At 38.3% G+C, this 13,042-nt stretch carries 15 protein-coding genes; all 15 read right to left on the reverse strand.

All coding sequences use genetic code 11. The features are described 5' to 3' along the window. Positions 1 to 115: 115 nt before the first annotated feature. Complete coding sequence (locus ACESTK_RS13100; RefSeq protein WP_226815833.1) at positions 116 to 556, reverse strand: hypothetical protein; 441 nt, start codon at positions 554 to 556, stop codon at positions 116 to 118. Between the two features lie 265 nt (positions 557 to 821). Next, the gene (locus ACESTK_RS13105) at positions 822 to 1,136 is read right to left on the reverse strand and encodes a helix-turn-helix domain-containing protein (protein WP_195991801.1); all 315 of its coding nucleotides are present in this window, start codon (positions 1,134 to 1,136) and stop codon (positions 822 to 824) included. A 192-nt stretch (positions 1,137 to 1,328) separates the two neighbouring features. After that, positions 1,329 to 1,550: a hypothetical protein gene (locus tag ACESTK_RS13110; protein WP_148462679.1), complete on the reverse strand. Its 222-nt coding sequence runs from the start codon at positions 1,548 to 1,550 to the stop codon at positions 1,329 to 1,331. A 33-nt stretch (positions 1,551 to 1,583) separates the two neighbouring features. Further along, entirely contained in the window at positions 1,584 to 2,378 is a 795-nt protein-coding gene (locus tag ACESTK_RS13115; protein ID WP_226815834.1) for an RNA polymerase sigma factor, read from the reverse strand. 32 nt (positions 2,379 to 2,410) lie between these two features. Continuing rightward, on the reverse strand, positions 2,411 to 2,812 hold the full coding sequence (locus ACESTK_RS13120; RefSeq protein ID WP_373119934.1) for a mannose-1-phosphate guanylyltransferase: 402 nt from the start codon (positions 2,810 to 2,812) through the stop codon (positions 2,411 to 2,413). A gap of 46 nt (positions 2,813 to 2,858) precedes the next feature. Then, positions 2,859 to 3,098: a hypothetical protein gene (locus ACESTK_RS13125; RefSeq protein ID WP_373119937.1), complete on the reverse strand. Its 240-nt coding sequence runs from the start codon at positions 3,096 to 3,098 to the stop codon at positions 2,859 to 2,861. A 146-nt stretch (positions 3,099 to 3,244) separates the two neighbouring features. Beyond that, entirely contained in the window at positions 3,245 to 4,093 is an 849-nt protein-coding gene (locus ACESTK_RS13130; protein ID WP_195983276.1) for a DegV family protein, read from the reverse strand. Positions 4,094 to 4,707: 614 nt separating this feature from the next. Next, entirely contained in the window at positions 4,708 to 5,409 is a 702-nt protein-coding gene (locus tag ACESTK_RS13135) for a hypothetical protein (RefSeq protein ID WP_373119939.1), read from the reverse strand. Further along, the gene (locus tag ACESTK_RS13140; protein WP_373119941.1) at positions 5,406 to 6,731 is read right to left on the reverse strand and encodes a hypothetical protein; all 1,326 of its coding nucleotides are present in this window, start codon (positions 6,729 to 6,731) and stop codon (positions 5,406 to 5,408) included. Before ACESTK_RS13140 ends, ACESTK_RS13135 begins: the two co-directional genes overlap by 4 nt. A gap of 2 nt (positions 6,732 to 6,733) precedes the next feature. Beyond that, entirely contained in the window at positions 6,734 to 7,405 is a 672-nt protein-coding gene (locus ACESTK_RS13145) for an ATP-binding cassette domain-containing protein (RefSeq protein ID WP_117854462.1), read from the reverse strand. After that, on the reverse strand, positions 7,383 to 8,111 hold the full coding sequence (locus tag ACESTK_RS13150) for an ABC transporter permease (protein ID WP_226815837.1): 729 nt from the start codon (positions 8,109 to 8,111) through the stop codon (positions 7,383 to 7,385). The genes ACESTK_RS13145 and ACESTK_RS13150 overlap by 23 nt, the downstream gene beginning before the upstream one ends. An 18-nt stretch (positions 8,112 to 8,129) precedes the next feature. Further along, positions 8,130 to 9,020, reverse strand: a complete 891-nt coding sequence (locus tag ACESTK_RS13155; RefSeq protein ID WP_173735712.1) for a hypothetical protein — start codon at positions 9,018 to 9,020, stop codon at positions 8,130 to 8,132. A gap of 1 nt (position 9,021) precedes the next feature. Then, positions 9,022 to 10,536 (reverse strand): DUF6034 family protein, encoded by a 1,515-nt coding sequence (locus ACESTK_RS13160; protein ID WP_373119945.1) that lies wholly within the window; start codon positions 10,534 to 10,536, stop codon positions 9,022 to 9,024. A gap of 99 nt (positions 10,537 to 10,635) precedes the next feature. Continuing rightward, on the reverse strand, positions 10,636 to 12,060 hold the full coding sequence (locus tag ACESTK_RS13165; protein WP_373119946.1) for a sensor histidine kinase: 1,425 nt from the start codon (positions 12,058 to 12,060) through the stop codon (positions 10,636 to 10,638). Next, complete coding sequence (locus ACESTK_RS13170; protein ID WP_373119947.1) at positions 12,057 to 12,722, reverse strand: response regulator transcription factor; 666 nt, start codon at positions 12,720 to 12,722, stop codon at positions 12,057 to 12,059. The genes ACESTK_RS13165 and ACESTK_RS13170 overlap by 4 nt, the downstream gene beginning before the upstream one ends. Between the last annotated feature and the right edge of the window lie 320 nt (positions 12,723 to 13,042).

Consider the following 13,042-nt stretch of genomic DNA (forward strand, 5'->3'; position numbering starts at 1 on the left):
ACGCCCGCAGATTTTCTCCTGCAGGCAGCGTGGTGTCAGCTATCCAAAGGCTTGTATTGTTATTCTTTAATTTTTCTTTAAAAAATATGATAAAAGGTTTGCCCACAGGAAATTCTTACTCAATCTCTTCTCCATCTATATATAGTTGAAATTTATCAGGATTATTGACAACGTCATAGTCCTTTCCGTATTCTATAGGCCTATATTCGGCTGTCATTACCGACTCTCCTTCTTCAATATCCTCTTTCCATAAATAAATGTACATATCAAGGCTCGTCGCATATCCATGGTCTGTTGAGAATTTTGTCGAATGAAAAGAATCATCCTTGTACATCTGCAATAGTTCTCTTGCAAACGCTTCTCTATCTTCAATATTTTCCCGGTTAGCGACCACAGTTATATTTTCATCACGATTTATGGAAAATGTTCCAACTACATCCGGTTCACCTTTCTTATGACCGGATTCAGATTTCATATAAATACTTTTTGCCGCAATTATCAAGATCACTGCTCCTGAGATCACTGCAATGATACTTCTCTTCATATTTCCATTCATTCCCTTCTAACTGTCCTACTGCATAATCTGTTACTTCTTTCAATACCGATTTGTCTCTTTTAAGTGTTACTTTCTTTCGTTCTTTCTGCACAGACAGATTAACATCTTCAAATCCTGCATTTTGCCTATATCTATTTTTAAGAATTATATATAGTTCTTTAGAACTATAATATCATGGTTTTGATTGCGAAAAAAGACATGTTTTACAAATGAATCCATAAAAAAAAGAAGAGCTTTATGCCCTTCAATTTTGCAGTTAATTCTATTAGCCTACAAAAGCTCTGACTGCATTTAAAATTCTTTTCTGTTCGTTCTTTGGTAATTTTTCTATCATTTCAGACAATTCATTGGTAACATCTGTGACAGAATGTGTCACGACATCAATCAGCAGTGCATCTGCCGATATATCAAGTGCATTGGCTATCGCTACAAAGGTATCAAATTTTGTTACTTTTAGTCCTCTCTCTATCACACTGACATGTGTTGTACTTAAATTTACCAGCGCTGCCAGTTCTTCCTGTGTAAGATTTTTTGCCTCTCTTGCAGCCTTGATTCGCTGACCAACCGCTTTTAAATCCATCGTAACACCTCCTTCAGAACGATAATTCGCTCTAAAATTAGTATACTGATGGATAATCAAAAGATACAGAATCTACAGAAGATGTGCTAGTTCTTTAGAACAAGTATTGATATTTTATATATCTTAACTTCCGGTTTTTTACGACTCTTTTTCTTGACCTCTTTATCTATTGTACTCTGATTTGTCATATGATTACCTCCGATAGCAGTCGTCCCCCCTTGTGATGATACCGTGTGCTTTTGCAGATGTGCGATACTCGTCTGTGGTGCTTAGCGGGACAAACTTTTCTTCGGTCAAATATTCAAGGGAGATTTCCCGTTTCCACCTTGCCACCAGCATACGGGCAGCGTCAAAGGACGCATGACGAATAACAATCCGGCAATAGGTATCATGCACTAAAATATCCGAATCCATATAGAAAGCACATATTGAACAACACTGCCAAAATCAGAGCTGACAGTATAAATGCCACTTTTCCTTTCCCCTTTGTATACCAGCAGATAAAAGCCAATAATGGAGAAACAGATGTAAATCCAAACCAAACCACCGCATAGCTTCTTGGAAAAAATCCTGCAATATAGTTTGAATACAAATAGTAACTTGCAACCATACCAACAAAGAATGCAAAAACATTAATGCTTTGCGTTCAGTAAAACCACATCTCTCTGCAATAGCTATGTTAGATTCAAAATAAAAATATTTTAGAAGAAACACTCTCCGGATCTCTTCTTTTTGTTTGTAAAGAAAAATACTGATCGATTTTCCAATCTCTTCATCATTCCTGCCCGGAGCATACCTTTCATCCGGCAGTACATCTGCAAGTTCATCCAATGCCATAACCATATTGGCTGATCGTTTTTGGGCTTTTAGTTTTCTAAATTTATCGATGGAAATATTTCTGACGATTGTGGAAATATAAGATTTAAAATTGCCTGGCCTTGCAGGTGGGATTCTGTTCCATACTCCTAAATAGGTGTCATTTACACACTCTTCCGAATCCTGGCGGTTATTCAGGACATTATAGGCAATTTTGTGACAGAGCTTTCCATATTCTATATCTGTTTTCTTAATTGCCTGTTGATTCCTTTCAAAGTAGAGTTCTATTATTTTTTTATCGTCTATGATGTTCACCTCCTCAAAAATGTTCTCAATTATAAAGTCGGCTTTTTTTGACGGACGTCTCAAAAAAATTATATTTTTTTGAGTCATAGCATAACAAAAAGAGAACAGCTCATTAGACATTCCCTTTTGTCAGCTGAAGTGTTCCCTTATGGTTATTCAAAATTATCAGTACTTGTAATCTTCTGGTTCAATACTCTATTTACTCTTTCAATGGGGAAGCTATCTTCCATATCAGTCACTTCAAACAAATTTAGCGGTAGCTCCCTTTCTCCAATCAGAGAAAGATATTCCTTAACAGCTCTGCGGTCGATCATGATTTTTCCATGCCCATCCCAATGACGATTACTCTCTTTCTTCTTCAACCCGGAAATCCAATATTCGTCGCCATTCTCAATATCTATATAATTGGAATAATTGCCATTATATTTTTGAAAAGCATGGTTATTAAAATAGATTGTTTTCTTACTCTTTGAAGTTTTCACATATCCGATCCATGCCGGACCATCATCTGAATATCCCGTTTTAAGTTCAATGTACATTAAATCATGAATCATTTTTAACATCTCCACCTAAAGGAACAGTTTTAGCCATTCTCATTTTTTACTGCTGCTTAATAAGCTCCCGGATTCCACAGATAAACGATAAAACAATTACTATAATGTAACCACTCCGGTTTACAACCGTATTCTCAGCCCAGTTGCTTACTGCGATCACAGTCCATAAAGCTCCCTGTACAACCATCAGCATTCCATTTGTTTTTGGATTACTTTGCTTTGTAACCAATAAGAAAATGTAAACTGCTAAAATAATGAGTGATATAATGATTGTTAATGTTGACATAGGCTTGTTCTCCTTTGCTGTCCTGTTTTTTATTATTTCTGAGTCAGAATACCATTTTCTTCCAGTGCTTCTGTAAATACGAAATATATTTGTGTTACTGCGGGTTTATAGTAATGAAGCATATGGCAGATATCGCAATGCATTCTTTATTTTGCAATATACAAAACACCTAGCGTACCAGGTCCGCAATGACTTGATACAACACCGCCAGCCCTGGTTTCCAGTATCTCATCAAAAATGTCAAGTTCTTTCAGATAAGCCCTCACTTTTTCTACAGTTTCCTGTTCACAGCCAGAATGTGTTATAAATACGCGTTCAGGTCTCGCTTTTTTTAAATCTTTTTCCATATCTTTTACATAGTTCATGACAACAGAAGCAATTTTTCCACGGTATTTCTTAGATGCATTCATTGCACCATCTTCCACTACAATCCTGGGATGCAGTTTTAAAACACCTCCGGCCATAGCCGCTACTGCATTGCAGCGTCCGCCACGGTATAAATAAGTAAGGGTATCTACCACAAAGCTTGCTCTCACATTTGGTTTTAACTTCTCTATCTCAGAAACAATCTGGGAAGCTGTCCGGTTATTCTTTGCCATAATTGCAGCTTCTACTACAAGAAGGCCGATACCGGTAGAAAGGTTTGCAGAATCGATTACTTTTATTCGGTCAGAAGCCCCCAGTTCTTCAGCAGCAAGGCGCATCACATTTCCAGAAGTGGACATACCTGCTGAAATAGAAAAGCAGACAATTTCCCTTCCAGCCTCTGCATAGGGGCGAAAAAGCTCCATGGCATCTGCCAGGGCAGGTGCAGAAGTTTTAGGTGTTGTCTTGTTTGCATCAGACCAGGCATAGATCTGATCCGGAGTAATGTTTTTTCCATCTTCATATTCTTTATCACCCAGAAGAATATGAAGCGGAAGAATGTCAATCTCATATTTTCGCAATAATTCCTGTGAAAGGTCGCAGGTACTGTCTGAAATAATTTTTACCATATATTCACACCCTTTTCCCGAACAAAGTCTGGGATATCTTCGGCTAAGGCAGGATAAAAGTTTCACTCTTACGCATAAATCCCGCCAGCTATTTCACTACTAATCAATATATTGTACCAAAAAACAATCGCAATTTCTATTCATTTACTATAAATTACATTCTTTCCCAAAACGGAAACAAGAGTGGGTATTGTTTTTGAATAAAAAAATCGCATTACCTACAACGAACTTTGCAGAAAATACAGCAAGGCGAATTGTTTAATTATATGACGGAGCGAGGGCTCAAAGGTTTTCAGAGTGGCAAATACGGAAGTACCGCATTGCATTTGACTTCCCTACAATATCAAATTAAGCAAGAAGTTTTCCATTATATGGTACAATTTACAAAAATACCAATTTATTATGATTAATACGCTGGAAGAAGGCCTCCATTGCCTGTCATGCAGACAATGGAGCAAGCCTTAGGGGAATAAAATACTTTTATTTACAAGAATAAAGTATATACTTTTCTTTTAAATAAGTACATGGATAAAATTACATAAAACATGCACAAAATACAATAGTTAGTCAAATGAATACCAGAGATTGATACAAATTAATTTTGCAAGAATACCTTATTCAAATAATTTTTTTGCCTTCTCCAGATTCATTTTTCCATTCACTTTCAAATAAATTTTTGTAATTTTAAGCGGCTCACCCATCTCACTGCAAAGCTCCTGCGCCTGTGATAAAGGAATATAGATATCTTCATTTTTCGTTACGGCAGTTACTTTACATGGAAGATAAACAGTTTGCTGTTCATTTTCTTCGTGCCCAGTCAAGGATACCAGATGATCTGCCGCGCCAGAAAGCTCTTTTGTATTTCCAGCAAGTGCATAAGAAATGGTTAGATTTTCTCCCATTTGCAGGAATTTTTCCTGTTGTTTTTTTGAAATGGAATGATTATTTGAGTCTTTCATGTTTTGCAATGCTTTACTTCCAAGCAACAACACCGGTGTATTTCCTAAATCATTCTGCTCTGGATTTTCTCCAAACGCATTCAGATCTATTCCTAAAAAGGTGGCTGTTTCCGTATAATCTTCAATCTTGATGGTTACTGGAATTTCCACAACGGGCCATATCTCTTTTATCCCTTCTATTTTTTTTGCCTTTTTCAAAAAATCATCATCATAAGTAAAGTCTCCAAGGGAAACCAGTGCCGAGTATTGTTTTTTCCCATCCTGTATTCCTGCCAAAAGCTTTATAGAGAAAAATAATGTCAATATCAGAAGAAAACCTACAAAACAGGTAAAACTGTCTATTCTATTCTTTTTCAATGGGCATCCACCTTTCTGGTTTCTTCCAGAAGTATGTTTTTCTTATGCAGCTTGCCCAAAAGAAGTAGAATTACAGAAACAAGCAGTACTGCAATAACTGCAATAACGGAATACCACCAGCTGTTTGTTTCTTCCTGGTCATCCTCTATTTTTAAAGACTGGATTTTAGCTTCTTTAATCTCAGACTCAAACTCTGTACTTTCCTCATAGGAATTGCCGGCTGCATCCTCATAAGTAAGAATCAGTTTTCCGGTAATCCTGCCAGGAAAAGAACCGTCATCTTCTTCTGATTTTCCTTTTACATACACACGGAGACTTCCCTGTACTGCGGTTCCAGCTTCTAATGTTCCTAAAAAAGCGGACTCTTTTGGGTTCAATCCGTCTGCTTCCAGCCGGACACTTGCATTATATATCTTATCCCTTCCAAGATTCATTGCTTTCACCGGAATTTCTACCGTATCCATGGTATATAAAACGGAAGGAATATCAGAAGCTTCCAGTTTTGCACGCGCCGGCTGAGTGATCTGAAAGGACAGCGTTTCTGTACCTGTCGCTCCCGTCGCTTTTGAATCTTCGTAATCCAGAGAAAAAGAAACGGTTGCCTGACCTGGAGTACAGTCCTCTGCTATAGTGACCTTTTGCTTCAGGGTAATTGCTTCTCCTGGAGTCAGTCTCTGAACATAAAAAGAGTTTCTCTCAAATTCAATTCCCTTTGTATCCGCAGAAATAGAAATCTTTAAACCAAATACATTCTGGCTACGGCTTTTATTCCGGAATGTCAGTGACATTTCTGTGACAGAGCCTGCTTTTAGATTTTGTCCGGAAAGATTGTTATCCTCTAAAAGAACCTGCGGTTTATGTAGTATTTTCTCACCAGACGAGCTGGCAGAAGAACCGCCTCCACTATACTCTCCAGCAGAATAATCCCCACTATCTATAACAGGATCTGTGATCTGTGTTCCATTATCTGTATCAATATTTCCATTTTCTATTATGACATGGATTGTCTTCTTTTCGTCCTCAGCAGAATCGTCTCCTGATATAAATCCATCCAGGTCAGAATTTTGATTTTCCGAATCCGTTTTTTCAGGAGTCTGTTCCTCAGTTTCCGGAATCTTCTCATCTGTAGGATTATTTTTTTCCTCTTCAAAAGGCAATGTACTGTCTGCATCACTATAAGAAGCTGACTGATCTGCTTCCAGAACAGACTCTCCCACAAAAGCAGCTTCCATATTCCCTGCATCTTCTGCAAAAACAGATGTCGGCAGAAGCATCATGAAACTTAATATTGCGAATGTGGTTTTCACAAATTTTTTTCCCATTTTCAGGCTGTCCTTTCTCTTAAAACTCCGCCATCCATCTCATATACGTGATCACATAAAATCCGGATATCCTCATCATTATGGCTTGCCAATAAAATGGTTTTTCCAGCTGCCTTTAAATCAAGCAAAAGTTCCCTGATCTCTGCCACGCCGTGTTTATCCAGACCGTTAAATGGTTCATCCAGAATCAGGAAGCGAGGATCTTCCATAATGGCCTGTGCAATCCCAAGGCGTTGCCGCATTCCAAGAGAGTACTTTCCAACCGGCTTTTTCATATCCGGATCCAGTCCTACTTTTTTTAGGATCAGGCGGATATCTGCCTTTGAAATCATTCTTTTCATATCTGCCAGTATTTCCAGGTTCTTTACACCGGTATACTGGGTAAGAAATCCAGGCGTCTCAATGATGACACCAAGGCTTTCTGGAAAATCTACATCACGACCAATTTCTTTTCCGAAAACACGGATGGTGCCTGTGGTAACAGGAAGGAATCCGCAGATACATTTCATAAGTACTGTTTTGCCAGAGCCATTATTTCCTACAACGCCGTAAACCTGTCCCACCTTTAAGGTAAGATTTACTTCTTTTAATACCAGATCTTCCCCGAACCTTTTGGTTACGTGTTCTATTTTCACACAGGTATTTTGAAATTCAGATTTCTTCCACTTTTCCATTTAAAACACCTCCAAAAATTCCCATTAACACCAATAAAAATAATAGCAGAAATAACCACAATCCCGCTTTATCCGTTCCCCAGTTTCCATCTGCCAGAATCCATTCCACTGGGTAAAACCAGATCTGGTCTTTGAAATAGCGGTCATGAAGTATAATTCCAAAATAATAGCTGACAAAAGGAATCCCATATGCCATATAAGCTGAATTCCATAAGGTACCACAGATTCCACCAAAAGTGCTTAGAATACTTCCGATCAGTCCCATCCTAAGAGCTTTCATAAGCAGCTCCAGAAACTGTTCCTTTGGAAAGCTGCCTTTTATTTCCATAGGATAAAATATAACAAAATTAACAAGAAGTATGGTGCTTATAGCAAATATCCAGACTAAAAATCCAGATGTCATAACAGAAAAGACTTTTCCTTCCACATATAGCCTGCGGTTTGTCCTGGGAAATGCAGCTTTTAAAAATCCACTTTTATACTCCTGTAAAAAAGAATCACTCCACGGCAGTACCGCAGCTACAGGGATGGCAAAAGATACCATCTGACTTTTCAATGAACCATCCAGCAGGCTGATAAAAGTTCCACATGTTAATGCTTTTTTCAAACTTGGATAAGTCTGACCTGCTGCGATAGAAAAGCAGGCAATCAGCCATGCCGCCAGGAAACTCCTGCCAAGAAGCATACGTTTTGTTTCTACCCGCATAGATATTTCCCCTTCTGATTATGTTTTTTCTCCCAGAAATTCAAAGGGATATTTTTTCATCCTGCGAAGTGCCAGAACCATAAGAACAAATAAAATACCTGCGAAGAACATACAGGACTGCCAGATGGTCGGAAGTAATGGATCATAGCCAAAGTTATGTTTTCCATATACAGCCTGGTTCAAAGGACTGATCCAGCAGATCAGTACATTCACCTGATACATTTCATATTTTTCCTTATGCAAAATTGCGGCTACCACACTGGGTTCCAGTAAAAATCCAAATACACTATAAAGTAGTCCAAACACCATGCCTTTTGTTTTTCCTTTATAAAGATTTCCAACAAGGATCACAAAACCAAGTGTCAGGGAATAGCAGAATAACAGGAGAAAAACCTGCAGCATACAGCCATACGGAGAGATACTCTCCATGACTCTTACTGTAGAGGGGACCTGCAAGTTTTTCCCCAGTTCAGAATATCCGAGCATGGCAGCAGTCTCGCTCCACAGGTTGCCCGGATAACTGTCCTTCATACACAGTACAGATGTAAATAGCAGCATCAATACTGTATAAAGAGCAGTCACAAGAATAATATAAATAAACTGTCCCAAAAGCCATTTTTTCTTTGTTGTTCGAATTAACTGATATGGAGTAACTGGTGTCATCTTTGGCAGGTCTGAGAACAGCAGAAGCAACAGAAGAGAACTGAGCAGTACTGCTGTTCCATCCCCAAAGGTCCAAAGAAATGGCTCTACGGCCTGTACCGGTGTATCATAGTTTTCCATGACAACCATGATTCTTCCAGTGAGAAGAAAGCTAAGTACAAATTCCAGAAGGAAGGTAAAAATGACTTTTGGATTTCGAAAATAGCCAAAGAAATTGTAATGTACAATTCCAAGTACCTGCTTCATATCAGTAGCCCAGATCCCTGTCTATAATACTGCCATCCACGGCGTTAATGGTAAGGAAGCTCCAGTTTGGATAGTCTGTGATGTCCGAGTAACTATTCCCATCATAGTCACCTTCCACTTTTCTGCTTCCAAAGAAATCCCAAACGGGAACCAGAAGACCTGTATGCGGATCTGTGGATGGTTCATAAATTCTTGCATAGCCCAGAACAATCCGGTCAACATCATAAACTCTTGATTTTTCATATTCCATATTATCTGCATTGGTCACTACCATCATTTTTTCATATGTTTTCATAATCTCAGAAAATGGAAGAAGGTTTAAATTTTCTGTTTTTGTCTCTCCTATGGTATAAGGGTTTGAATAATACATGCTTTCAATTCCATCTTTATCGACAAAGAAATAAAGACTTTCATAAGACCAGGTTTCCATAGTGCTGTCCATATCTTCCAAAGCACCGCCATCTGCCATTGTCCGAGTAATCGGAACACCGTTTATAGTACGTGTGTAATAAATCGCATATCCGCTTCCAAGATTACTTAAACTATTATCCTTTTCAAGATTATTGCACAATGCATAACTCCAGTCTGAAAACTGCAGATCTGTAATCCCCATTTTATCTACTTTTTCCTGTACCATTTTTTTTGCTTCATCTAATGAAATCCCAATGGACTCCTCAGTAGGTTTTTCCCCTTCACTGGAAGAAGTATAATCAGACCAGGTCGTGTCCACAGGCAGCTTTTCCCCGCCAGATTTTGCCAATTTTCTGATTTTGACAGATAAGGTATCGGATCCGTAGGAAGATGTCATGTAAAAATATTCTGATCCATCCGGCATCTGTGCAACACCGGAGAATTCATTTTCCGCAGTACCATTTTCTGTCTCCTGGGAGCCTGCAACAGGTCTTCCTTCTGCCAGGGTCTTCGTCTCCGGGGCTGATTGATACTGCTCTTCCCAGTATTCAATATCATCATAAATATTATAGTAAAGGTTACCATCTTCATCCGTACCCCAATTATAGGGATCCAGATTTCCGTTTGCTACATCTTCTTTTAGTTCATCCAACGTTTTTTTGATTTCATCCTTTGTCTGGGTATAATAGCTATCCGATGTATACAGCTTTGCCTCTGAGAAAAAGGCATCTGTAATACGGTCAAGAAGATCCTGTGTAACTTCTGCAGGCGTGACAGAAATTGCGGATATCTTTTCTACATCCGGTATTTCTACAGTGGCATCCGTGTTCACTACAAGTTTTGCACTGTCATCTGTAGTCTGACTTTTATAGGTTTCCGGAGCATTGAGCAGGTCTCGAATAGTTGTTCTTACCGCTGTGTTCTTATCCTTTGTATTTTCAGAAGAGTCCTCCTTCACCATATCTACGCCTTCAGTTTCTGTATAAGCATTTTCTACCTTGCTCCCTTTTGGTTTTACAAGGGAAGATTCCGGGGTCTGGGCACATCCTGTGAGCATTCCTATACAAAGTGTTAATCCTACAATTTTATTTATGTTTTTTCTCATGTTGAATAAATTCTCCTTCCTGTTTATGTCCACAAGTATAGCATCTTTCATTACACCAAATCTTCCGCAAGTTGTAACTGTTCTGTAAATTCAAATTATTTACCATAAAACAGATATGATCGTTCCTTTTCCCAGATGACTTGTAATTTCCAGCTGGAATCCATGTATATCTGCAATTTTCTGGCATAGCGCAAGACCAAGCCCAACACTTCCCTTTACTCTGGAACGAGATTTATCGACCATATAAAAAGCTTCTGTTACTCTTTTCAGATCCTCCTTTGGAATTCCCTTCCCATAATCCTGAACAGATAAATGATTTTGGGTTGCCTCCAGTACGATTTTTGAATTCTCATCGGAAGCCTTGACTGCATTATCAATAAAATTTGTCACTGCACTCATCATAAGGTCCGGATCAAAAGTTTTTCTAAGCTCCTCTGGATTACAATGTATTTCAAGACAAATTTTTTTCTCCTGAAGCCTGTAAGTAACAAGTTTTTTTACATCTTCCAGAAATTGATTCATCTGAACTTCCACTGGAACAAATTCTGCTTCACCTGTTTCATATAATCCGGTAAGTTCCAGCATTTTCACTGAAAGCCTGGAAAGCCTTCGGCATTCATTTCTAATATAATCAAGCGCTATCTCCTGCCTCTTGGGAGATAGGCGTACCGTTAGAAGTGTATCTGCATATCCTATGATTGCAGTCATTGGGGTCTTTAATTCATGGGCCAAACTTCCAAGCAGCTGTCTCTGTGCCTGGTTTACGGAAGAAAGCTTTTCAATCTGCTCCCTTACTTTACCTGTCATAAGATTAAAGCTTTTCCCAACCTGTGCCAGTTCCGTTTTTCCCTCTGCTGGCACTTTTATCTCATAATTTCCATTTGCCACAGAAACAGCCGCTTCTTTTAGTCTTGTGAGCGGTTCCATAATTTTCCGCAAAGTCAAAAACAGGAAAAAGCCAACAAACAGAACCAGAAACAGGGTAAACCCTCCTGCCTGATAAAACAGTGTCTGACTCTGTTTTTGTACACTGGTAATATCTTTGTAGGTGACAATCTGATAGTTCATGTCTGTAGAACTGTAGCTGGAAAAATAAAAGAGCAAAATTACGTTGCCATTTGTTTTGCTGATCAGTGGTTTATCACAATAGCTGTCATTTTCGAATCCATCGTGTTTGTTTTTTGTTAGGTTTCTGATATTTTGCAGATCAAACTCATATTTTGTCCCATTATATTGTTCTTTTCCATCCTGATATAAAACGGCGCTGTCGTGGAATACCTGACGAAAAGCATAAATAATCATTTTTTCCCGGATTTTATCATCAGAGTCCTGTGTTTTACTTTTAATCCGCATTAGCATGTTTTCAAACTTAGAAATATTTGTTTGAAACCTGCTATTTTCATAACTGTTGATATTCTGTATGCTCTGATTTTTCCACCTGTAAGTTGTATAGAAAAAAATTCCAGATGACAGCAGAAGCACCATGCAGATTACCTGTAAAAAAATTTTTGTAAATAGCTTCATAAATCCACCTCAAGTCGATAACCAATTCTGGGAATGGTTTTGATTTTATCCTGCCAGCTTAGTTTTTTTCTGATGCGTCCAACGTGTGCATCCACAGTTCTTGTTTCTCCGCAGAATTCCTCATTCCACAGTTCCTGCAAGATCTGGCTTCTGGTAAGTGCTTTATTTGGATTTTTTACGAACACCATAAGGCAGTTATATTCCATAGGTTTTAAATATATTTCTTCTCCATTTTTCGTAACTATGTGACTTACGGTATCAATTATGACATCGTCTATCTGAATCTGTTTCGGTGCCGTTCCATAACGATCTAATACTTTTTCCAAACGCACCATTACCTCCAGCATTTCAAAAGGTTTTACTATGTAATCCTCGGCTCCGTCTTTTAACCCTTTTACTTTACTTGTAACATCAGCCTTTGCCGTAAGAAATATAACCGGAATACCAAACTTTTTTAATTCCGGCAACAGGGTATAACCATCCTTTCCCGGAAGCATAATATCCACAAGTGCGCACTGAAATTCATGGTCCTGTGCGACTCCTTCACTTGCATCATTTCCATCCAGATAACCTACTGTTTCATAGCCGGCAGCTTCCAGATTCATACAAAGCAGATCATTGATTGCCATTTCATCTTCTATCACCAGTATTCTTGCTTTCATAATAATGTTCCTTTCATTTTACACAAACCCGATTATTTCTTTATTGTGCGTGATTTTTACTATTACAATTATACACTAATTTCAGTACTGCGAACGTAACCGATTTGTAAAGAAAAAGAAATCAAGAACGATCCATCTGGAAGTCGTTTTGATTCCTCAAATCCCACTACATTTTTGATTTCATTTTGTTAATTGTGTTTATATGAGTCACACCCTCCCTCTCTTAGAACTGTCTATTTCCCGACAGACAATCATGAGAAAATCTCACCACAATAAATGAAAACTGGATACTAGCTATACGTTATGTAGTGGTATACTTA

Source organism: Ruminococcus sp. Marseille-P328 (genome assembly GCF_964249465.1).
GTDB classification, from domain to species: domain Bacteria; phylum Bacillota; class Clostridia; order Lachnospirales; family Lachnospiraceae; genus Blautia_A; species Blautia_A faecis.